Source organism: Streptomyces sp. NPDC051217 (genome assembly GCF_044455465.1).
GTDB lineage: Bacteria > Actinomycetota > Actinomycetes > Streptomycetales > Streptomycetaceae > Streptomyces.
The window spans coordinates 1-22,164 of record NZ_JBITEV010000022.1; the positions used below are offsets into that span (position 1 = coordinate 1).

Annotated in this window: 18 protein-coding genes; 10 read left to right on the forward strand and 8 right to left on the reverse strand. The window is 70.0% G+C overall.

All coding sequences use genetic code 11. The features are described from left to right. Positions 1-152: 152 nt before the first annotated feature. From ACIBBB_RS33540 to ACIBBB_RS33560, 5 genes are read right to left on the reverse strand one after another with little or no spacing between them, the layout of a single operon-like run. A complete protein-coding gene (locus ACIBBB_RS33540; RefSeq protein ID WP_398988770.1) occupies positions 153-1,463 on the reverse strand; it encodes a DUF58 domain-containing protein in 1,311 nt (436 codons plus the stop codon). 11 nt (positions 1,464-1,474) lie between these two features. Then, positions 1,475-2,458: an AAA family ATPase gene (locus tag ACIBBB_RS33545; RefSeq protein ID WP_398988772.1), complete on the reverse strand. Its 984-nt coding sequence runs from the start codon at positions 2,456-2,458 to the stop codon at positions 1,475-1,477. Further along, positions 2,455-3,744 carry a DUF4350 domain-containing protein gene (locus tag ACIBBB_RS33550; RefSeq protein WP_398988774.1) on the reverse strand — a complete coding sequence of 430 codons (1,290 nt, stop codon included), beginning with the start codon at positions 3,742-3,744 and terminating at the stop codon, positions 2,455-2,457. Before ACIBBB_RS33550 ends, ACIBBB_RS33545 begins: the two co-directional genes overlap by 4 nt. Then, positions 3,741-4,430 (reverse strand): DUF4129 domain-containing protein, encoded by a 690-nt coding sequence (locus ACIBBB_RS33555; RefSeq protein ID WP_398988776.1) that lies wholly within the window; start codon positions 4,428-4,430, stop codon positions 3,741-3,743. Before ACIBBB_RS33555 ends, ACIBBB_RS33550 begins: the two co-directional genes overlap by 4 nt. A 4-nt stretch (positions 4,431-4,434) precedes the next feature. Further along, positions 4,435-5,685: a hypothetical protein gene (locus ACIBBB_RS33560; protein ID WP_398988778.1), complete on the reverse strand. Its 1,251-nt coding sequence runs from the start codon at positions 5,683-5,685 to the stop codon at positions 4,435-4,437. Between the two features lie 183 nt (positions 5,686-5,868). Between ACIBBB_RS33560 and mtnA the strand changes: the two genes are divergently transcribed. The 7 genes from mtnA to ACIBBB_RS33595 all read left to right on the forward strand — a co-directional run bounded on the left by mtnA (position 5,869) and on the right by ACIBBB_RS33595 (position 14,687). Then, on the forward strand, positions 5,869-7,017 hold the full coding sequence (gene mtnA, locus ACIBBB_RS33565; protein ID WP_398988780.1) for an S-methyl-5-thioribose-1-phosphate isomerase: 1,149 nt from the start codon (positions 5,869-5,871) through the stop codon (positions 7,015-7,017). Between the two features lie 233 nt (positions 7,018-7,250). Further along, positions 7,251-7,928 carry a two-component system response regulator MtrA gene (gene mtrA, locus ACIBBB_RS33570; protein ID WP_005486885.1) on the forward strand — a complete coding sequence of 226 codons (678 nt, stop codon included), beginning with the start codon at positions 7,251-7,253 and terminating at the stop codon, positions 7,926-7,928. Between the two features lies 1 nt (position 7,929). Next, complete coding sequence (mtrB, locus tag ACIBBB_RS33575) at positions 7,930-10,020, forward strand: MtrAB system histidine kinase MtrB (RefSeq protein ID WP_398988782.1); 2,091 nt, start codon at positions 7,930-7,932, stop codon at positions 10,018-10,020. Beyond that, positions 10,010-11,863 (forward strand): LpqB family beta-propeller domain-containing protein, encoded by a 1,854-nt coding sequence (locus ACIBBB_RS33580; RefSeq protein ID WP_398988784.1) that lies wholly within the window; start codon positions 10,010-10,012, stop codon positions 11,861-11,863. The genes mtrB and ACIBBB_RS33580 overlap by 11 nt, the downstream gene beginning before the upstream one ends. A 144-nt stretch (positions 11,864-12,007) precedes the next feature. After that, the gene (locus ACIBBB_RS33585; protein ID WP_398988906.1) at positions 12,008-12,730 is read left to right on the forward strand and encodes a ComF family protein; all 723 of its coding nucleotides are present in this window, start codon (positions 12,008-12,010) and stop codon (positions 12,728-12,730) included. Between the two features lie 314 nt (positions 12,731-13,044). Beyond that, positions 13,045-13,734, forward strand: coding sequence for a ribosome hibernation-promoting factor, HPF/YfiA family (hpf, locus tag ACIBBB_RS33590; RefSeq protein WP_398988786.1), 690 nt, complete (start codon positions 13,045-13,047; stop codon positions 13,732-13,734). 191 nt (positions 13,735-13,925) lie between these two features. Then, the gene (locus ACIBBB_RS33595; protein ID WP_398988788.1) at positions 13,926-14,687 is read left to right on the forward strand and encodes a response regulator; all 762 of its coding nucleotides are present in this window, start codon (positions 13,926-13,928) and stop codon (positions 14,685-14,687) included. Here the strand turns inward: ACIBBB_RS33595 and ACIBBB_RS33600 are convergent. Both ACIBBB_RS33600 and ACIBBB_RS33605 read right to left on the reverse strand, forming a co-directional pair. Next, positions 14,680-15,870 carry a winged helix-turn-helix domain-containing protein gene (locus tag ACIBBB_RS33600; protein ID WP_398988790.1) on the reverse strand — a complete coding sequence of 397 codons (1,191 nt, stop codon included), beginning with the start codon at positions 15,868-15,870 and terminating at the stop codon, positions 14,680-14,682. The two genes, ACIBBB_RS33595 and ACIBBB_RS33600, sit on opposite strands and share 8 nt — an antisense overlap. Positions 15,871-15,924: 54 nt before the next feature. Then, positions 15,925-16,530 (reverse strand): GNAT family N-acetyltransferase, encoded by a 606-nt coding sequence (locus ACIBBB_RS33605; RefSeq protein ID WP_398988792.1) that lies wholly within the window; start codon positions 16,528-16,530, stop codon positions 15,925-15,927. 240 nt (positions 16,531-16,770) lie between these two features. Between ACIBBB_RS33605 and secA the strand changes: the two genes are divergently transcribed. Next, a complete protein-coding gene (secA, locus tag ACIBBB_RS33610) occupies positions 16,771-19,620 on the forward strand; it encodes a preprotein translocase subunit SecA (protein WP_398988794.1) in 2,850 nt (949 codons plus the stop codon). Between the two features lie 416 nt (positions 19,621-20,036). On the opposite strand, the gene ACIBBB_RS33615 is transcribed toward secA, so the two are convergent. After that, the gene (locus ACIBBB_RS33615; protein ID WP_398988796.1) at positions 20,037-20,483 is read right to left on the reverse strand and encodes an Rv3235 family protein; all 447 of its coding nucleotides are present in this window, start codon (positions 20,481-20,483) and stop codon (positions 20,037-20,039) included. A gap of 295 nt (positions 20,484-20,778) precedes the next feature. Between ACIBBB_RS33615 and ACIBBB_RS33620 the strand changes: the two genes are divergently transcribed. Together ACIBBB_RS33620 and ACIBBB_RS33625 are read left to right on the forward strand one after the other, a co-directional pair. After that, positions 20,779-21,285, forward strand: coding sequence for a DUF6912 family protein (locus ACIBBB_RS33620; protein ID WP_398988798.1), 507 nt, complete (start codon positions 20,779-20,781; stop codon positions 21,283-21,285). 44 nt (positions 21,286-21,329) lie between these two features. Beyond that, positions 21,330-22,001, forward strand: a complete 672-nt coding sequence (locus ACIBBB_RS33625; protein WP_398988800.1) for an HAD family hydrolase — start codon at positions 21,330-21,332, stop codon at positions 21,999-22,001. Positions 22,002-22,164: the final 163 nt, after the last annotated feature.

The window sequence follows — 22,164 nt, forward strand, 5'->3', positions numbered from 1 at the left end:
CGATGGTACTGCAGGGGGGACCCTGTGGGAGAGTAGGACGCCGCCGAACAATTTTTGTGGGAGTGCCCCGCACCGTTTATGGTGCGGGGCATTTCTGCGTTCAAGACCCTTTTACGCGCACGAGGTATTTCGCCCTCCCCGTACACGTCCCTTCAGAGGCGACCCGCGGCCTTCAGAGCCAGATAGGCGTCCGCCAATGCCGGCGCCAGTGCGTCGGGCACGGCGTCCACGACCGTAACGCCGTAGCGCTGGAGCTTCTCCGACGTACGACGTCGTTGGGATTGGGCCTGGGAGCCCGCAGCAGCCTCGTACACCGCGTCCACCGAACCGCGTGCCGTGCTCATGGCCTTTGCGTGCGGGTCGGCCACCGAGGCGACAATCACTGTGTGGCGTTGGGTGAGTTGAGGGAGGACAGGCAGAAGCCCCTCCTCAACCGGGGCCGTCTCAAGGCTGGTCAGCAGCACGACGAGTGAACGTCGTGGTGCGCTCTTCAGGACTGTGGCGGCCAGGCCTCGTGCGTCTGTCTCCACGAGCTCGGGCTCCAGCGTGGAGAGCGCGTTCACCATCGCGGGCAGTACGTCGCTCGCCGAGCGGCCCCGGACCTGGGTGCGTGTCCGGCGGTCGTACGCCAGCAGGTCGATCCGGTCTCCGGCGCGGGTGGCGAGTGCGGTGAGGAGCAGCGTGGCGTCCATCGCGGCGTCGAGGCGCGGGACATCGCCCACGCGGCCGGCCGAGGTTCGGCCCGTGTCGAGGACGACGAGGATGTGGCGGTCACGCTCGGGTCGCCAGGTACGGATCGCCACTGCCGACTGGCGGGCGGTGGCGCGCCAGTCGATGGACCGGATGTCGTCTCCCGGTACGTAGGGGCGCAGGCTGTCGAACTCCGTGCCCTCGCCGCGGGTGAGCACGCTTGTCCGGCCGTCGAGCTCCCGCAGACGCGCGAGTCTGGACGGAAGGTGCTTGCGGCTGGTGAAGGGTGGCAGGACGCGCACCGTCCATGGGACATCGTGATTTCCCTGGCGGGCCGCCAGGCCGAGGGGGCCGAAGGAGCGCACGGTTACTCGTTCCGTACGCCTGTCGCCGCGGCGGGTCGGCCGGAGCAGTGTGGTGATGCGGCGGCGTTCACCGGCCGGGACGGTCAACTCGTGGCGGGAGGCGGCCTGTTCGGTGCCGGCCGGCCAGCTGCTCGGGGGCCATGCGTCGCGGATATGGGCGCGCAGAGTGCGGCGTGCGGGGTTGGCGACGGTGAGCTGGACCTCTGCCTTTTCGCCGAGTCGAACTGAGGTATCACCACTTCGAGTGAACTGGAGCGTTCGCACTGGCGCGGCCAGGCAGTAGTCGCACAGAATTGCGAGTGAGAGGGGCGCGTTGACCGCCAGCATCCCGGCCCAACTGGGGGCGAGGATGCCGACGGGAAGCGAGCCCAGAGCGGCGAGGAGCGCCGCTCGTCCGGTGAGGGCCACGGTTCATCGCCTCATCGGGGTACGGGGACGTGGGCGAGGATCGCGGTGATGACGGAGTCGGCTGTGACTCCCTCCATCTCCGCTTCGGGTCGGAGTTGGACGCGGTGCCGCAGGGTGGGTAGTGCCAGAGCCTTCACGTCGTCCGGCGTGACGTAGTCGCGGCCGGTGAGCCAGGCCCAGGCACGGGCGGTGGAGAGCAGGGCGGTGGCGCCTCGCGGGGAGACGCCGAGGGAGAACGAGGGGGAGTCACGAGTGGCACGGCAGATATCGACGACGTAGCCCGCTATCTCCGGGGAGACGGTGGTCTTGGCGACCGCGGCGCGTGCCGCTTCGAGGTCGGCCGGGCCGGCGACGGGGCGTATGCCGGCCGCTTGGAGGTCGCGTGGGTTGAAGCCGTCCGCGTGTCGGGTCAGGACGCTGATCTCGTCGTCGCGTGACGGGAGGGGGACCGTCAGCTTCAGCAGGAAACGGTCGAGCTGTGCTTCGGGGAGGGGGTAGGTGCCCTCGTACTCGACCGGGTTCTGTGTGGCGGCGACCAGGAAGGGATCGGGGAGTGGCCGGGGCGTCCCGTCGATCGTGACCTGGCGCTCCTCCATCGCTTCGAGGAGCGACGACTGGGTCTTGGGCGGGGTGCGGTTGATCTCGTCGGCGAGCAGCAGGTTGGTGAAGACCGGGCCGGGCTGGAAGGAGAACTCTGCCGTTCGCGCGTCGTAGACGAGTGAGCCCGTCACGTCGCTCGGCATCAGGTCGGGGGTGAACTGGACGCGCTTGGTGTCGAGTTCGAGAGAGGCGGCGAGGGCCCGTACCAGGAGTGTCTTCGCGACGCCGGGGACTCCTTCGAGGAGGACGTGGCCCCGGCAGAGCAGGGCGACGACGAGCCCGGTCACGGCGGGGTCCTGGCCGACCACGGCCTTCGCGATCTCGGTGCGCAGGGCCTCCAGGGAGGCGCGGGCACTGTCCGAGTTCTCAGCGGTCTCGGGGGTCGGGGCACTCATGAGGCGCGTACCTCTCTTTCGAGGGCGTCGAGTTGGTCCGTCAGACGGATGAGAGCGGCATCGTCGGCCGGCGCCGGGCCGAAGAGCAGCGTGCGGAGATCCCGCGAGTCGTCGGGGAGTTGTGCTGAGACGGCGGGGACGAGGGCCTCCGGGGTGTGGGCCTCGGACGGTGGGACACCGAGGAGGGAAGCGAGGCGGGTGCGGGTCTCCGTACGGAGGACCGAGGCGGCGCGGTCGCGGGCGTTGGCCTTGCGGTAGAGGCGGGCGCGGCCTTCGGTGGCCTCGGAGGCGCGGATGGCGACCGGGAGCCGTTCGGCCACCACGGGGCCGAGCCGGCGGGAGCGCCACACGGCGGCGAGTACGGCGGCGAGGGCGAGTTGGAGTGTGCCCCAGAGCCAGCCGGAGGGGATCAGGTCGAGGAAGCTCGATTCGTTGTCTCCTCCGTCCTGGTCCTCCTCGCCGCTGCTGTCACCACTGTCGTCGCCATTGCCATTGCCATTGCCGATGCCGCTGCCGGATTCGGTGGCGGAGGGATCACTGAGTGAGGGGAGGTACCAGACGATATGAGGCCGGGAGCCGAGGAGTTGAAGGGCCAGCGAAGCGTTGCCCTGTTTGGCGAGGCGCTCGTTGTAGAGGAGGTCGGGGGAGCCGAGCAGGACGGTGTCGCCGTCGGCCGTGGTGTCGACTCGGAGAAGGGACGGCCGCCCGTCGGTCGGGTAGCAGGCGTCGCTGTTGGGCGAGTCGGTGGTGTAGCGCCATCCGCCGATGTCGACGGCGCCTGCCTCGCGGGCGGCCGGCAGGGAGCAGCGGGGGTCTCGCGCGGTTACCGGTGTCTCGGTGGTCGAGGTGACGCCCGGCGCGAGTGTGTCGACGGAGGGCGGCCCCGGCGACAGCAGGACGGTGCGACCGCCGGAGAGCTCCGCAGCGGCCTGCAGAGTGCGCTGCTGGTGGAAGGTCAGGAGATTGGGGGAGGTGACGACCAGGGTGGTGTCCGGGCCGGTTCCCGCGGTGGCTTCGGCGAGCGTGGTGACGACGCGGGTGGAGACGCCGCGGTCCTTGAGCAGTTCGGCGACAGCGCGGCTGCCGAGCGGGTCGGCGGAGCGGGGGTCGAGGCGGCCGTGCTGGTCGCCGGAGCGTACGGCCGCGAGTGCGATCCCGGCCACGAGGAGGATGGCGAGTGCGAACAGCAGCCCTCGGAGCCGCTTCCAGACCTGCTGGGCGCTGGGCGACATCGACGTGGTGCTGGTCGCGGGCCGAGTTGGGGCGCCGGTCCCGGTGCCGGTCATTCGGCCGCTCCCTGGGTGGCGCCGCTCAGCTGGGGTTTGCTGCTCTCCAGCGCCAGGTCCAGCTCGCGCAGGCGCAGGTATGTCTGCCGGTCCGCGGTGCGTCCGCCGTACGTGACGTCGTCGAAGGCTCTGGCCGCCGCGCGCAGGGCGGTCGCGTGCTCGGGGAGTGACCGGCCGGCGTCTGCGGCGGCCTCGTCGGCGGTGCGGCCGGGGCGCGGGTCGAGGATCGTGCGTTCTTCCAGGGAGCGGACGACGGCGCGCATCCGCTCCTGGACAGCTTGGGCCCAGCGTTCGGCAGCGGCGTGTTCCTCAGCGTTGACGCGGTGCTCGGCGGCGCCGCGCGGGCCGGAGTCGAAGAGCGCGTCCTTGTGGAGGGTGGTGCGCCGGGGAGTGCCGAGTCGCCACCAGAGGGCTGCGCCAAGTGCGGCGACGAGGGCGGCGATCACGGCGAGGCCGATCGGGCTCGCGACGCCGGAGCCGGCGACGGAGTTGAAGAGGTCTCCGATCCACTCCCAGAAGCGGTCCATGGCGCGCTGGAGGAGATTCGGGTCGTTCTCGTGGTACATCGGCTTGGACAGTTCGTCCTCGGCGGCCTCACGAGCGGGGACACGCGGGGTGTCCACCGGTATGTCGTCGCTCGTGAGTGCCGTCAGCCAAGCCGTTGCCGAGCCCCCCGTGCCGAACACCGCATCAGCCCCTGGGGGCGTCGTTGCCAGGCCGCTCGGCGCCGTAGCCCGGTACGCCGGCGGCGCGTGCGAGTTCGAGGTCCAGGGCTTCGCGGCGGATGCGCTGGTCCACGTAGAGAAGCACGGAGACACCCGCGGAGATCGGCAGGGTGATGGAGGTGCTGATCACGGTGCCGATGCCGGTGATGATCAGGAAGGGCCAACCGAAATCCGGGCCGGTCTCGGAGAACAGACCACTGACTCCGTCGCCGTCCACCGCCATGGCGACGAGGCTGAAGGGCACGGCGATGATCATGGAGACCACGAAGGTCAGCAGCATCGTCAGCAACAGGATGCCGAAAATCCGCCACCAGGTGCCCTTCACGAGCTTGGCGGAGCGGCGCATGGACGCCACGATCCCCTGCCGTTCGAGCATCAGGGCGGGCGAGGCGAGGCTGAAGCTGACCATCAGCCAGATCAGTACGACAGCGGCGGCCAGTCCGCCGAGCATCGTCAGTACGACTCCCGCACCGGAGCCGATCAGCACTCCCGGCAGGATGCCGACGGTCACGATGGCGGCGCCCATGACGGGCAACAGCAGCGTCAGGCCCAGCAGTTGAAGCAGCCGGGGCCGGGCCTCGGCCCAGGCGTCAGCCAGGGTGACGCCGCGGCCGAGCACGGAGCGGCTGATGACCACGGTCAGCACGGCCGTGGTGAAGAGCGTGCCGATGATGGTGATGAACAGGGATGGTGCCAGTGCGAGGAGGCTGGACTGCATCGCGTCGACGGCCTGGTTCAGGGCTTCCGTCGGGCTCGCGTCCCGGTCGATGTCCACCGGCTCCGGCAGGAGATAGCGCTGGACGAGTATGTCGCCGATCTGCGAGATCACCGCGACGACGATGGTGACGCCGAGGACGGTGCGCCAGTGCGCGCGCAGCGTGGACACGGCACCGTCGAGGATCTCTCCCACGCCCAAGGGGCGCAGCGGGATGACTCCGGGCTTGGCCGCGAGGGGCGGCTGTCCCCAGCCGGGGTGCCGTCCGCCGCCGGGGCCGGGGCCGCCCCATCCCGGTGCGGGCCTGGGTGCCGGGGGTACGGGGCCGGGGGTGCCGGGCGCGGACCACTGGCCGGGCGGCGGCTGGGTCTTGGACCACTTCGAGGGGGAGTCCGAGGGAGTGCCGGTGTCGTCGGCGGGCACGGCGGGCCGGGGCACGCTCGCGTCCTGGCGATCGGACGGGGCAGATCCGGGCGAGGCCCAGCCCGGAGTGTCGTTCACGGTCGTCCACCTCGTGGATTGGTTACGGAGGCAGGCTCGGGGAGCCGGCGCTTCAACGGTGCCTGTCTGCGAAGCAGAGCGGGAGGCTGGCAGCCATCGTGCCACGCGTGGCCCGCTGGTGGGCGGGGTGCTCCATCTCCTTCTCGCCTTCATAGTCCGAGCAGTACCGGGCAGACTGGGCGGATGACCGATCAGTACGCACCATCGCCGCTCGCTGCCGAGCCGTCCATGTCTCCGGCGCTGCGCTGGGACGAGCTGCCTGAAGGGCCCGTACTGGTCCTTCTCGACCAGACGAGGCTGCCGGTCGAGGAGACCGAACTGGTCTGTACCGATGTGCCGGCCCTGGTCCAGGCGATCCGGACGCTCGCGGTGCGCGGGGCGCCGCTCCTGGGCATCGCCGGGGCCTACGGCGTCGCTCTCGCCGCCACCCGGGGATATGACGTGGACGAGGCGGCGGCGCTGCTGGAGAGCGCCCGCCCCACCGCTGTGAACCTCGGTTACGGGGTACGGCGGGCGCTGGAGGTGCACCGTGCCGCGATCGCCGGGGGCGCCGACCAGGCGCAGGCGGCTGTGGCGACGCTGGCGGAGGCGAGGGAGCTGCACCGGCGGGACGCCCTGGCGAGCGCTCGAATGGCGGCATCCGGGCTGGCCCTCCTCGACGAGTTGCTGCCGGGCGGAAGCCACCGGATCCTGACCCACTGCAACACCGGGGCGCTGGTGTCGGGCGGCGAGGGCACCGCGTTCGCCGTGGCGCTGTCGGCGCACCGGGCGGGGCGGCTCAGGCGGTTGTGGGTCGACGAGACCCGTCCGCTGTTGCAGGGGGCGCGGCTGACGGCATACGAAGCGGCTCGCAACGAGATGGCGTACACGCTGCTCACGGACAATGCCGCCGGTTCGCTGTTCGCGGCGGGTGAGGTGGACGCCGTGCTCATCGGGGCGGACCGGATCGCCGCCGACGGCTCGGTGGCGAACAAGGTGGGCAGCTATCCGCTGGCGGTGCAGGCGAAGTATCACCATGTGCCGTTCATCGTGGTCGCGCCGACCACGACGCTGGACCTGGAGACCGCGGACGGCGCGGCGATCGAGGTGGAGCAGCGGCCGGGGCAGGAGGTCACCGAGCTCACGGCTCCGCAGGCGGCCGGGGCCGGGGTGGAGCTGGGCGGTGGGATGCCGATCGCGCCGCTGGGGACACAGGCGTACAACCCGGCTTTCGATGTGACGCCTCCGGAACTGGTGACGGCGCTGGTCACGGAGTACGGGGCGCTGTCGCCGGTGACCCGGGACGGGATCGCGGAGCTGTGCGCCCAGGCGCGACAGGAGGCGCGGGGCTGACGGGACAGGTGCGCGGGGAGTGGGGGAGACACGTTGTCGGGGTGGACCGGGCGGTCGGCTCGCTATGGTTCCTGTACGGAGAAGGTCAACGAGACAGGGCCTGACATCTGAGGTTGACGTCAACAGCAACGAACCGCGACGGTCCACGAAGGACAGCCGTCCACGTCGTCCCAGGTCAGTGAGCTGGATCACGCAAGTCTACGCAACGGAAATGAAAATGGGATGATGTCGATATGAAGGGACGCGTCCTTGTCGTCGATGACGACACCGCACTGGCCGAGATGCTCGGCATCGTGCTGCGAGGTGAAGGGTTCGAGCCGTCGTTCGTAGCGGACGGCGACAAGGCTCTCGCCGCTTTCCGTGAGGCCAAGCCGGATCTGGTGCTGCTGGATCTGATGCTTCCCGGCCGCGACGGTATCGAGGTGTGCCGGCTCATCAGGGCCGAGTCCGGTGTGCCGATCGTCATGCTGACGGCCAAGAGCGACACGGTCGATGTGGTGGTGGGGCTCGAATCGGGCGCCGACGACTACATCGTCAAGCCGTTCAAGCCCAAGGAGCTTGTCGCCAGGATCAGGGCGCGGCTGCGCAGGTCCGAGGAGCCGGCTCCGGAGCAGTTGGCCATCGGCGATCTGGTCATCGATGTGGCAGGTCACTCGGTGAAGCGTGAGGGGCAGTCGATCGCCCTGACGCCGCTGGAGTTCGATCTGCTCGTCGCACTGGCCCGTAAGCCGTGGCAGGTCTTCACCCGTGAGGTGCTCCTTGAGCAGGTGTGGGGTTACCGTCACGCGGCCGACACCCGCCTGGTCAATGTGCATGTGCAGCGGCTCCGCTCCAAGGTCGAGAAGGACCCGGAGCGCCCGGAGATCGTCGTGACCGTACGCGGTGTCGGCTACAAGGCCGGACCGAGCTGAGATGTCCAGCGGCAGTGCTGCCCCGAAGCCCGGGGAGCCGGGAGTCCGTGCGGGGCGGACTGCCGACCGGGATCGTCGGGCCTCACGCCTCGGCAGGCTTCTCCGCCGTGGCCGGCTGCTCCAGGACGGGGCGGCGGGCAGTCCGGTGCTGCGGCTCGTCGTGCGCTGGCTCAGGCGTCCGGTGCTGCCCGCCGTACGGCTGTGGCGGCGGAACATCCAGCTCAGGGTGGTCACCACCACCCTGCTGATGTCGCTGGGCGTCGTGCTGCTGCTGGGCTTCGTCGTGATCGGGCAGGTCCGCAACGGTCTGCTCGACGCCAAGGAGAAGGCGGCCCAGAGCCAGGCGGCCGGTGGTTTCACCGTCGCCAAGGAGAAGGCCGACGCGCCGGTCGAGCCGGGTGGCCAGGACGGTGGTGCGGGGGACGGCAGGTCGGGACGTAACTCCGTCAACTGGCGCTCCGACCTCGTCGTACAGCTGGCCAGTGGCGGACAGAGCGCGTTCAACGTGGTGGCGCTGAGCGCCGACGCGAACGGCGCGGGATCCAGCAGCCGCTTCCCGCGCGCGTCCGGCGGCGTGGACCACATCGCGAGCGTTCCGGCGGATCTGCGGTCGGACGTCGCCAAGGGCACGGGGACGTTCCAGACGTACACCCTGATCGAGTACACGGACGGCCGAGAGCCCGAGTCCGGGCTGGTGATCGGCAAGCGGCTGACTGATGTCGACGGCAATTCCTACGAGTTGTACTACCTGTTCCCGCTGACCCAGGAAGAACAGTCGCTCAACCTCGTCAAGGGCACCCTCGCGACGGCGGGGCTGTTCGTCGTGGTGCTGCTCGGGGCCATCGCCTGGCTCGTCGTACGGCAGGTCGTGACGCCCGTACGGATGGCGGCGGGGATCGCCGAGCGGCTCTCCACCGGGCGTCTCCAGGAACGTATGAAGGTCACCGGCGAGGACGACATCGCCCGTCTCGGCGAGGCCTTCAACAAGATGGCCCAGAATCTTCAGCTCAAGATCCAGCAGCTGGAGGAGCTCTCCAGGATGCAGCGCCGCTTCGTGTCGGACGTCTCGCACGAGCTGCGTACCCCGCTGACCACGGTCCGGATGGCCGCGGACGTCATCCACGAGGCCCGGGTCGACTTCGACCCCGTCACCGCGCGCTCGGCGGAGCTGCTCGGTGACCAGCTCGACCGGTTCGAGTCCCTGCTCTCGGATCTGCTGGAGATCAGCCGGTTCGACGCGGGCGCCGCGGCGCTGGAGGCCGAGCCCATAGACCTGCGGGTGGTCGTACGCCGAGTGATCGGCGGAGCGGAACCGCTCGCCGAGCGCAAGGGCACCCGGATCCGCGTCATGGGCGACGAGCAGCCGGTCGTCGCCGAGGCCGATGCCCGGCGCGTGGAGCGGGTGCTGCGCAATCTCGTCGTCAACGCCGTCGAGCACGGTGAGGGACGCGACGTGGTGGTGCGGATGGCGGTGGCGGGCGGAGCCGTCGCCGTGGCCGTACGGGACTACGGAGTGGGCCTCAAGCCCGGCGAGGCGACCCGGGTCTTCAACCGGTTCTGGCGGGCGGATCCGGCGCGGGCGCGTACCACCGGTGGTACGGGCCTCGGCCTGTCGATCGCCGTCGAGGACGCGCGCCTGCACGGCGGCTGGCTCCAGGCGTGGGGCGAGCCGGGCGGCGGGTCGCAGTTCCGGCTGACGCTGCCGCGCACCGCCGACGAGCCGCTGCGGGGCTCGCCCATACCGCTGGAGCCGGAGGACTCGCGGCGCGGCCGGGAGCGCTCCGCCTTCGACGCCAAGGAGAGCGCCCACCGCCTGGCGAGCGTGCCTTCCCAGTCGCCGACGCAGTCTCCGCTTCCGGTGCCGCCCCGGGCGCCGGTGCCACCCCCCGCCGGGGTGGTCGACCCGACGGCGCTGCCGGGCAACGGCGCGCGGGTGGTGCCGCGTACCGCCGGGGAGCCCGTGGAACGGGATCCCGACACCTCCGCGCCCACGTCTTCACCCTCGACGTCGAGGACCACATCGTCATCTGCCTCGGCGGCCGCGTCCGCGGCGCAGGCACCGCAGCGGGAGGACACAACTCGTGGGCGTTGACCGCCTTCGTCACGGCCGGGGGCGCGCGGCGCGGCTGCCCGTCGCGTTCGGGTGCGGTGCCCTGCTGCTGGCCGGCTGTGCGTCGATCCCCAACAGCGGGGACGTCGAGCCCGTCAAGGCGTCCCCGCGCGGCGACTCCCAGGTGCGGGTGTATCCCGTCGCTCCCGCCGAGGGGGCCGATCCGAACGAGATCGTCGACGGCTTCCTGGAGGCGATGACGAGCGACGACCCCGATTTCGCGGTGGCCAGGAAGTATCTGACCAAGCAGGCGTCGCAGAGCTGGCAGCCGGCGAACCGTACGACGGTGCTGGCGTCCGCCCCCGACCCGGCCGACCCTCAGGGCCCGTCCGGTCCTGACGGCCCCGGCCTCACCTACCCGCTGTTCGGCGATCAGATCGCCGCCGTCGACGCGGGGCACGCCTACCAGCCGGTGGCGCCGGAGCCGTACAGCGGCTCCATCCACCTCGTCCAGGAGAACGTGCTGGACGCCAAGGAATGGCGCATCGACGACCTTCCGCAGGGGCTGGTGCTCGGCGAGTCCGACTTCCAGCGCAACTACCGTGCGGTGAACAAGTACTACTTCGCGTCCGGGCAGGGCTGGCTCGTCGCCGACCCCGTCTACATCCGGCAGCGGATAGACCCCGTGACGCGGATGGACCCGGTCACCCAGGCCGTCAAGGTGCTCCTCGAAGGGCCCACGGACTGGATGCGGCCCGTGGTCGACTCGCCCTTCCCGACCGGTACGGAGCTCAAACGCGGCACCCGGACACTTGAGTTCGACGACCGGAACGCCCTGAAGGTGCCGCTCAACTCAAGGGTCGACAACGTCGGGCGCGAGCAGTGCCGCAAGATGGCGGCGCAACTGCTCTTCACACTCCGCGACTTGACGTCCACCCGGGGCGAACAGGTCGAGCTGCTGCGGCAGGACGGCTCCTCGCTGTGCGTGCTGAGCGGTGACCAGGCCGAGGAGTTCGCCGCCGACGACCGTACGTCCGGCAGCCCGGACAGTCCGTACTTCATCGACGCGAAGGGCCGCCTCGCGCAACTGTCGGCGAGCAGCAAGGAGCCGATCGACCCGCCGCGTGTGCGGGGCCCGTTCGGCGACGGCACGATGCCGTTGGGTCAGGTCGCCGTGGCGCGGGACGAGAAGCACGCGGCGGGCGTGTCGCAGGACGCCAAGTCCATGTACGTCGGGTCCATCATCTCGGCGGGCGAGGTGGGCGACGCCCTGGTCGTCAGCAAGGCCGAGAAGAAGGAGGACCGGCTGTCGGCGCCCAGTTGGGACGGCAACGGCGATCTGTGGATAGCGGACCGGGATCCGAAGCAGCCCCGGCTGCTGCGCCTCGCCGACGGCGCGGACGCGCCGCGCGAGGTCACGGTCGACGGCCTCGGTGACGCGCGTATCGAAGCGCTGCGGGTCTCCGCCGACGGCGTACGGGTGGCGCTGCTCCTCTCCGAGGACGGGCGTACGACCCTTCAGATCGGCCGCGTGGAGCGTCGCGGACCCGCTACCCAGCAGACGGTGTCGGTGACGGAGCTGAAGGCCGTGGCACCTCGTATGGAGACCGTGACCGCCGTGTCGTGGGCCGGTCCCAGCCGGCTCGTCGTGGTCGGCAAGGAGGCCGGCGGGGTGCAGCAGGTGAGCTACATCCAGACGGACGGTTCGACGTCGGCCGCGGGTGTGCTGCCGGGGCTGAATCAGGTCACGGGGATCGCCGCCACCGACGACGAACAGCAGCCGCTGGTGGCCGACTCGGACGACGCCGGCATCGTGCGGCTGCCGACCGGCGCGAACTGGCAGACGTTGGTGCAGGAGGGCTCGTCACCCGTCTATCCGGGCTAAGGGCTGTCCCGTAATCCCCGGCGGGCGCACGACGACAGCTACGGCACCTCGCCGTGTTGTCGGATCGCCCGTTTGTGGCCGGATCCCGAACCGGGTTATCCACAGGGGTGGCCGCAGGTCCGAGACCTTGGCACAGTGGATGACATGCGGGGGTGGTGGCGAGAAATCACCGGGCTGGTGCTTCCGGTCGCCTGCGGCGGCTGCGGGAGTCCCAGGACGCCGCTGTGCGACGCGTGCGGGAGAGCGCTGTACGGGACGTGGCCCGGCCGGGTGCGGCCGGTTCCCGAGCCCGTGGGGCTGCCGGTGGTGCACGCCGCCGCGCCGTACGAGGACGCCGTACGGGCCGTGCTGCTGGCCCACAAGGAGCGTGGCACGCTCGGGCTGGCCGAGCCCCTGGGCAGGGCACTTGCCGGGGCGATCGAGGCAGCCGTGCCGCAGGGCACCGGTGTCGGGCCGTTGATGCTCGTGCCGGTTCCGTCGACGAAACGCGCCGTCGGTGCCCGGGGACATGACGCGGCCCGGCGTATCGCCCTGGCGGCGGCCGGGGAGCTGCGCAGTACGGGTCGCTCGGCCCGCGTGCTCCCGGTGCTGCGGCAGCGGCGCGCGGTGGCCGACCAGTCGGGCCTGGGCGCCCGTCAGAGGCTCGCCAATCTGTCCGGGGCTCTGGAGGTCGCAGTCGGGGGCGCGGGGCTCCTGGCGGGCGGCAGAGTGGTGCTGGTGGACGATCTCATGACGACCGGCGCCTCGCTTGTGGAGGCTTCGCGTGCGGTGCATGCCGCGACGCGACCGGGGAACTCGCTATTCGCACAGGTGAGCGCCGCTGTGGTCGCCGCGCCTCCGCTCTCTTTCGAAATAAACCGGAACTGACCGCAAGTTTGCTTCGTTGCAGGTGGTGAGGGTCATAAAACACCGGAACGGACGTACGCGCGGGTAGCGGGTGCCGATACCCGTCCAAGAGAGCTATGTTCGGTTGTGAGGAAAGCGGAAGCTGTACTCACCGATATGCAGTGGCGTGTTGGAGCGTTTTCCAGAACCTCGGAGACAGAGGGAATGGGGATCTTGCCCACGGGGGAGGAGGAGGTGAAAGTCACCAAGTCCGAGGCCTCGATGACCATCGAGGTCGGGTGCAAGAGGGAGTAGCTCCGCAACGCGGCGGAGCGAATCCGGGAACGGAGTTCTGCGTGGACATCGTCGTCAAGGGCCGCAAGACAGAGGTACCCGAGCGGTTCCGCAAGCACGTGGCCGAGAAGCTGAAGCTGGAGAAGATCCAGAAGCTCGACGGCAAGGTGATCAGCCTCGACGTCGAGGTGTCCAAGGAGCACAACCCGCGTCAGGCGGACCGTTGCGACCGGGTGGAGATCACGCTCCACTCCCGCGGTCCCGTCATCAGGGCGGAAGCCTCCGCCGCCGACCCGTACGCAGCGCTCGACCTGGCCACCGGCAAGCTGGAGGCGCGGCTGCGCAGGCAGCACGAGAAGCGCTTCAACCGCCGTGGCAACGGCAGGCTTTCGGCCGCCGAGGTCGTCGACGTCGTTCCTGGGGTCGCCCAGTTGAACGGCGCGGGCCCCGCCCCCGTGAGCGAGTCGTCGAACGGCGTACGCACCACCAGGATCGGCTCGCTCGAAGTGCAGGGCGAAGGACCGCTGGTGGTCCGCGAGAAGACGCACACCGCGGCCCTGATGACCCTCGACCAGGCTCTCTACGAGATGGAGTTGGTCGGACATGACTTCTATCTGTTCGTGGATTCCGAGACCAAGGAGCCGAGTGTCGTCTACCGGCGGCATGCCTACGACTACGGCGTCATCCACCTGAGGACCGACCAGTTGGCCGAGTCCGAGGCGGCGGGCGCGGGCGGCGCGCTCGGCGGCTGAGAGAAACGACACCCCTCGGTGGTGCCCCCGCGGTCCTGATCCGGCCTCGGGGGCACCACCGCGCGACTACTGGATCACCGCTCTGTCGGCCGGGCATGAAATCATGGCCACGCACGCCAACACCCTTTCCCTGACCTGGGGTTGGTGTAGCTCGCATGTACTTCGGCCCATGGCCTTCAGGGGGAGGAACGATGGCGGACAGCTTCGGGCCGGTGCACCACGCTCACGGTGCCGGCGGTACGACCGGCGGTGCCGGACCGGGCAGCGGCGCGGCCCCGGACGACTCCGGCAAGGAACCGATCAGGGTCCTTGTCGTGGACGATCACGCGCTCTTCCGCCGGGGGCTGGAGATCGTCCTCGCCCAGGAGGAGGACATCCAGGTCGTGGGCGAGGCCGGGGACGGCGCGGAGGCCGTCGACAAGGCCGCCGACCTGCTCCCCGACATCGTGCTGATGGATGTCCGGATGCCCAAGCGCGGCGGCATCGAGGCGTGCACCTCCATCAAGGAGGTGGCCCCCAGTGCCAAGATCATCATGCTGACGATCAGCGACGAGGAGGCCGACCTCTACGACGCGATCAAGGCGGGCGCCACCGGCTATCTCCTCAAGGAGATTTCGACGGACGAGGTGGCCACCGCGATTCGCGCCGTCGCCGACGGGCAGTCACAAATCAGCCCTTCCATGGCCTCCAAGCTGCTGACCGAGTTCAAGTCGATGATTCAGCGCACCGACGAACGCAGACTCGTGCCCGCACCGAGGCTCACCGAACGCGAGCTCGAAGTCCTCAAGCTGGTCGCGACGGGAATGAACAACCGTGATATCGCCAAGGAGTTGTTCATCTCCGAGAACACCGTGAAGAACCATGTCCGCAACATCCTGGAGAAGTTGCAGCTGCACTCCCGGATGGAGGCCGTGGTCTACGCGATGCGGGAGAAGATCCTCGAAATCAGATGACGGCCCGCGTCAGCGCCGCCGCCAGGTCCGGGCGGTCGACGCGCTCGATCCGCACGGAGTCGCAGCCCACCCACTCGGCGGCCTCCCGCAGCGCCCGTGCCATCGGCTCGACGGCGGCGGGGGTGTCGAGCGACACCTGCCGGGCGACGAGCGTGCTGCCCTCACGCGCCGGGTCGACACGGCCGAGCAGCTTCCCGCCCGACAGCAGGGGCATCGCGAAGTAGCCGTAGATCCGCTTGGGCTTGGGGACGTATGCCTCCAGGCGGTGGGTGAAGCCGAAGATCCGCTCGGTGCGGGCGCGCTCCCAGATCAGCGAGTCGAACGGTGACAGCAGAGTCGTACGGTGCCGCCCGCGCGGGACGCTCGCCAGCGCGTCCGGGTCGGCCCAGGCGGGCTTCGCCCAGCCCTCGACCGTCACCGGCACCAGCCCCGAGTCCGCGATCACCGCGTCGACCTGCTCACCCTTGATGCGGTGGTAGTCCCCGATGTCCGAGCGGGTGCCCACACCGAGCGACCGGCCCGCGAGCCGTACGAGCCGGCGAAGGCACTCGGTGTCATCCAGATCGTCGTGCAGCACCTCGTCGGGAATGGCCCGCTCCGCGAGGTCGTAGACCCGCTTCCAGCTTCGGCGCCCGGTGCACACCACCTCGCCGTGCATCAGCGCCCGCTCGACCGCGACCTTCGCCTCGGACCAGTCCCACCACTCCCCGCCGTTCTTCGCGCCGCCCAGCTCGGTCGCCGTGAGTGGCCCCTCGGCCCGCAGCTGCTTGATCACCGCGTCGTACGCCCCGTCCGACAGTTCGTGGTGCCAGTGCGGGCGGGCGCGGTAGGCGCGGCGCCGGAAGGCGAAATGCGGCCATTCCTCGATCGGGAGGAGGCAGGCGGCATGCGACCAGTACTCGAAGGCGTGCGGCCGTGGCGGGTCACCGTCGGTGGCCGCCTGAGTCCAGTACGACTCCTCGACCTTCCTGCGGCCCACGGCACCCAGCCGCGCGTACGGAATCAGCTCGTGCGAGCGCGCGAGCACCGAGATCGTGTCCAGCTGGACGGCCCCGAGATGGCGCAGCACACCGCGCACGCCGCCGCGACGGTCGGGCGCGCCGAGGAACCCCTGGGCGCGCAGTGCCAGACGGCGGGCTTCGTCGGCGGACAGCTCGGCGGCGGGTGGCGGCACAGTGGTCATGCCCCGAACGATAGACGGCGGCACTGACAGCCCGCCGGGCGCTGAGCGCCGCCCTCAGGGGCGGGCGGGCAGATACGGATGCCTGGACGGCAGGCCGAGATCGGAGGGCAGCATCGCGCCGATCCAGACGTCACGCGTCGTCTCCTTCGTGAGGAGAGCGGCGCGCAGGGTGCCCTCCGGCACGAAACCGGCCTTCAGCGCGACGGCCCGCGATCCCACGTTGCCGGCCTCGGCCCGCCACTCGACGCGTTCGGCGCCCAGCTCCGTGAAGATCCAGCGGACCAGGGCGCACAGCGCCTCCGTCGTGTAGCCCCGGCCCCGGTGCTCCTTGACCGTCCAGTAGCCGACCTCCCACACACCGGTCTGGCTGTGGGCGTTGATCGAGGCCAGCAGCGGGCCGCCGCCGACCGGCTCGACCGCGAAGACGAAGTTGGTCCCGGCCTGCCACATGTCCGGGACGACCCGCTCGATGAAGTGCTCGGCGTGCTCTCTTTCGTACGGAGAAGGGATCGTCGTCCACCGCTGGACGTCGGGATCCTGGCAGGCCGCGTACACGGCGTCGATGTCGTCCGGGACCAGGGGCCGCAGCCGCAGACGCTCGGTGATCAAGGAGATGGCCGAGGCGTCCGGAGGGGCGGAATCGGGGGTGAGTGGCTCCATGGAGGGATTCTGGTGAGCGGGGTTCCCCGACGCGAGCGCTTTTCAACAGCTCACCGGCACCTTCGGCGCCTCCCGCGCGTTCTCAGGGCGGGTGACAGGAGGCCGGCGTCACGTGGCCCTCCCGAGGCGGCCGGGTCCTCGCTTACGATGGCCGTTGCGGTGGGGTCGGCCTGCCGCGCCCGCGCCAGTGTCCATCACCAGACCCAGTGCCAGGCCCGACCGGCAAGGAGACCAACCTCAGTGTCCGTCTTCAACAAGCTCATGCGTGCAGGCGAAGGCAAGATCCTGCGCAAACTGCACCGCATCGCGGACCAGGTCAACTCCATCGAGGAGGACTTCACCGCCCTCTCCGACGCCGAGTTGCAGGCCCTCACCGACGAGTACAAACAGCGCTACGCCGACGGCGAGAGTCTTGACGACCTGCTCCCCGAGGCCTTCGCGACCGTCCGTGAGGCGGCCAAGCGCGTGCTCGGCCAGCGTCCGTACGACGTCCAGCTGATGGGCGGCGCCGCGCTGCACCTCGGCCATGTCGCCGAGATGAAGACCGGTGAGGGCAAGACCCTCGTCGGCACGCTGCCCTGTTACCTGAACGCGCTGTCCGGCAAGGGCGTTCATGTGATCACGGTCAACGACTATCTGGCCGAGCGCGACTCCGAGATGATGGGCCGGGTCCACAAGTTCCTGGGCCTGAGCGTCGGCTGCATCCTCGCGAACATGTCGCCCGCGCAGCGGCGCGAGCAGTACAGCTGCGACATCACGTACGGCACGAACAACGAGTTCGGCTTCGACTACCTCCGCGACAACATGGCGTGGTCCCAGGAGGAGCTCGTCCAGCGCGGTCACAACTTCGCGGTCGTGGACGAGGTCGACTCGATCCTGGTCGACGAGGCCCGTACGCCGCTGATCATCTCCGGCCCCGCGGACCAGGCCACGAAGTGGTACGGCGACTTCGCGAAGCTGGTGACGCGGCTCACCAAGGGCGAGGCGGGCAACCAGCTCAAGGGCATCGAGGAGACCGGCGACTACGAGGTCGACGAGAAGAAGCGCACCGTCGCGATTCACGAGTCCGGCGTCGCGAAGGTCGAGGACTGGCTGGGCATCGACAACCTCTACGAGTCGGTGAACACCCCGCTCGTCGGTTATCTGAACAACGCCATCAAGGCCAAGGAGCTCTTCAAGAACGACAAGGACTACGTAGTCATCGACGGCGAAGTCATGATCGTCGACGAGCACACCGGCCGTATCCTCGCCGGCCGCCGCTACAACGAGGGCATGCACCAGGCGATCGAGGCGAAGGAAGGGGTGGACATCAAGGACGAGAACCAGACGCTCGCGACGATCACCCTGCAGAACTTCTTCCGCCTCTACGACAAGCTTTCGGGCATGACCGGTACGGCCATGACCGAGGCCGCCGAGTTCCAGCAGATCTACAAGCTGGGCGTCGTGCCGATCCCGACGAACCGGCCGATGATCCGGGTGAACCAGCCCGACCTGATCTACCGCACCGAGGTCGCGAAGTTCGCGGCGGTCGTCGACGACATCGCCGAGAAGCACGAGAAGGGCCAGCCGATCCTGGTCGGCACGACCTCCGTGGAGAAGTCCGAGTATCTGTCGCAGCAGCTCTCGAAGCGGGGTGTGCAGCACGAGGTGCTGAACGCCAAGCAGCACGACCGTGAGGCGCCGATCATCGCCCAGGCCGGGCGCAAGGGTGCGGTCACGGTCGCCACGAACATGGCCGGCCGTGGTACCGACATCAAGCTCGGCGGCAACCCCGACGACCTCGCCGAGGCGGAGCTGCGGCAGCGCGGGCTCGACCCGGTGGAGCACGTCGAGGAGTGGGCGGCCGCGCTGCCCGCCGCGATGGAGAAGGCCGAGCAGGCGGTGAAGGCGGAGTTCGAGGAGGTCGTCGAGCTCGGCGGGCTGTACGTCCTCGGTACGGAGCGTCACGAGTCGCGCCGGATCGACAATCAGCTGCGCGGTCGTTCCGGCCGTCAGGGCGACCCGGGCGAGTCCCGCTTCTACCTGTCGCTGGGCGACGACCTGATGCGTCTGTTCAAGGCGCAGATGGTCGAGCGCGTCATGTCGATGGCGAACGTCCCCGACGACGTCCCGATCGAGAACAAGATGGTCACCCGTGCCATCGCGTCGGCGCAGTCGCAGGTGGAGCAGCAGAACTTCGAGACGCGTAAGAACGTCCTGAAGTACGACGAGGTGCTCAACCGGCAGCGTCAGGTCATCTACGGCGAGCGCCGCCGGGTCCTGGAGGGCGAGGACCTCCAGGAGCAGATCCGGCACTTCATGGACGACACCATCGACGACTACATCCGCCAGGAGACGGCGGAGGGCTTCGCCGAGGAGTGGGACCTGGACCGGCTGTGGGGCGCCTTCAAGCAGCTCTACCCGGTGAAGGTCACCGTCGAGGACCTGGAAGACGCGACGGGGGACCGCGCGGGGATCACGGCGGAGTTCATCGCCGAATCCATCAAGGACGACGCGCACGAGCAGTACGACGAGCGCGAGAAGTCGCTGGGCCCGGACGTGATGCGCGAGCTTGAGCGGCGCGTGGTGTTGTCGGTGCTGGACCGCAAGTGGCGTGAGCACCTCTACGAGATGGACTATCTCCAGGAGGGCATCGGGCTGCGCGCGATGGCGCAGAAGGACCCGCTGGTCGAGTACCAGCGCGAGGGCTTCGACATGTTCACCGCCATGATGGAGGGCATCAAGGAGGAGTCCGTCGGCTACCTGTTCAACCTGGAGGTCCAGGTCGAGCAGCAGGTCGAGGAGGTCCCGGTGCAGGACGCGGCGGCGCCCGAGCGTACGTCGCTGGCGAAGGCGGACGCGCCGGCGGGCGCGGGCGCGGGTACGCGAGGTGGCGGTGGGCGTCCGGAGATCCGGGCGAAGGGCCTGGAGGCCCCGCAGCGCCGCGACCGGCTGCACTTCTCCGCGCCGACGGTGGACGGTGAGGGCGGCGTCGTCGAGGGCGACTTCGAGAGCAACGGCGGCGCGGATCGCACGGAGGCGGGTGCGGGGACGACTCGCGCGGAGCGGCGGAAGGCGCAGAAGGGTGGGGGGCGGCGCCGCAAGAAGTAAGCGGCGGTCGCTCTACACGGAACGGTGCGGCGGCCGGGCCTGGACACGATGTCCGGGCCCGGCCGCCGTTTGCTTGGTGTGAGGGGCCCGGGGGGCCGTACGGGGCCGTACGAGGGCCCTGTGGCCCTGGTGAGCGGTAGGGCCGGGTCCGTCCGGCGGCCGGTTCGTCCTCAAACGCCGGACGGGCTGAGGTGGTCCGTGCGGCCCGGTGGGTGTTGCCCTCAGGCGCCGGGCGGGCTGGGTGTGGCCGGGCGGGTTGGAACGGGTCCGTCCGGCGGCTGGTTCGTCCTCAAACGCCGGGCGGGCTGAGGTGGTCCGTGCGGCCCGGTGGGTGTTGGCCTCAGGCGCCGGGCGGGCTGAGGTGGTCCGCCCGGCGCTTGTGGGTCCGCGTTGGCGCACGCGCGGGCGCTTCGCCCCTACCCCCGGGGTCGGCGGGCCGCCACCTCGACCGCCGCGCAGCGCCAGCGGAGGTCTGGGCCCTGTTCCAGGCGGAAAGCCATCGCGCGGACGCGGTCGCCCGCCGCGATGCTTGCCCAGGCCTCGACCACTCCCGGGCGGGGGTGGAAGCTCCGGCAGGTGCGGATCACCGGGGTGGTGTTGCGGGCGCGGAGTGGGGTGGTCGGGGCCAGGTGGACCAGTTGGTCGTACGCCTCGCCGATTGTCTGGCCCAGCATCGAGTGGACCGGTCGCAGACCGCTGAGGACCGCGAGCAGCAGTTCCGCGAAGCGCTCGTGCGGTTGGAGCCAGGGCTGGCGGCGCTGGGAGATCACCCGGCCCGGCCTGCGTGGGTCGCGCCTTGTCGGTGGGCCGACCGTCCGTGCGGTCGGCCTGTCGTACGTCCTGCTGGTCTCTGTGTCGCTCACGCAGATCGCCCCCGTTCCGCCGGCCCGGTCCGCGATCGCGTTACCGGGCGGTAACTTGTGTTGGGGATCTTCTACGGGTGATCCGCGGCCGCCGCAAGGCCCGGATTCCGGGGTGGCGTGCTCGTCGGATGTCACCTGTCCGAGTGGCTGGGCAAGCCGCAGCAGGGCTGGAGGCGTCACTCTGTGTGTCCAGGTGGACGCTGAACGGCTCCGCAGTGTCACCCCGACGAGGGATCGCCCGGATGTGCCGCACGTATCCTTGAACCGCTCTTCCGACTACGAAAGCGGTCATCGCATGCGCGTCTACGTCCCCCTGACCCTTCCCGGTCTCGCCGAGGCGCACAAGACGGGCGAGTTGGGTCCCGGGCCGCTGACGGCCTACGCGGTGACGCCCGGACTGCGCGAGTGGTATCTCTCCGACGACATCGAGGAGTTGGAGTACGCGGCCCTCAACCGCGCCGCCGCCGGCTCGCTCCGGCTGCTCGCCGGTGACCCCTCCGCCGCGCGTCGCCGGGTCGTGATCGCCGTCGACGTACCGGACAGGGACGCCGCGGCCGATCCCGACCGCGGGGTGGACTCCGCCGGGCTCGGCGAGGTTCGGATCGCCTCTGCCGTCCCCCTGGCCAAGGCCGCCGCCGTGCACATCGACGCGGACGACGCCGAGGCCGACGTCTCCGCCGCCGCCGCGGCGCTGGGCGCCGCCGACCACGGCGACGACGACGCGCAGTTCACGGTGGACGGCGCCGAGGACCACGAACTGCTCTGGTTCGGGGTGCAGGAGATCCCGGGCATCGTCGCGTAAGGTTCCGCGGCGCGTTGTCGGAGTCGGCCGGTAACGTTTCCGGTATGGGGAAGTACGACACACATCTGGTCTGGGACTGGAACGGCACACTGCTCGACGACTTCAGCGCGGTCATCGGGGCGACCAACGCCGCCTTCGACGAGATCGGTCTTGAGCAGATCACCGCGGAGCGGTACAGGGATCTGTACTGCATGCCGATCCCGGTCTTCTACGAGCGTCTGATGGGGCGTCTCCCCACGGACGCCGAGTGGCTGGTCATGGACGAGACATTCCACCGGCACTATGTGGAGCGCCGCGTCGAGTGCCTGCTGACCGAAGGCGTCGAGGAGCTGCTGACGCAGTGGACGCTGGCCGGCCGCAGCCAGTCCATCCTCAGCATGTACGAGCACGACCAACTGGTCCCCGTGGTGCGGGGCTACGGGATCCACCAGCACTTCGTCCGGGTCGACGGACGGACGGGACCCTCCGGCGGCACGAAGGCCGTGCACATGGAGCGTCATCTGGCCGCGCTGGCCGAGGAGGGCCGGATAGCCCCCGAGCGTACGGTGGTGATCGGTGACGCCGTGGACGACGCCCTGGCCGCCGCCCATGTGGGGGCCAGGGCCGTGCTCTACACCGGCGGATCGCACAGCCGAAAGAGCCTGGAGGCGGTGGGCGTCCCCGTCGTCGACAGTCTCGCCGAGGCCGTCGAGCTGGCGCGGAGCATCGCGCGCTGACCGCCGCACACCACCGACCGCACACCATCAAACGCACACCGCCGGGCCTCCACCGACCCTCGCCCCGCCGCTTGTCATTGGCCGGAACGGCAAATTTCCTGCCCTTCTTTTGTACATATGCGGTTCATGACGGGGCCGGGGTGCGGCGGGATAACCTGGGGTC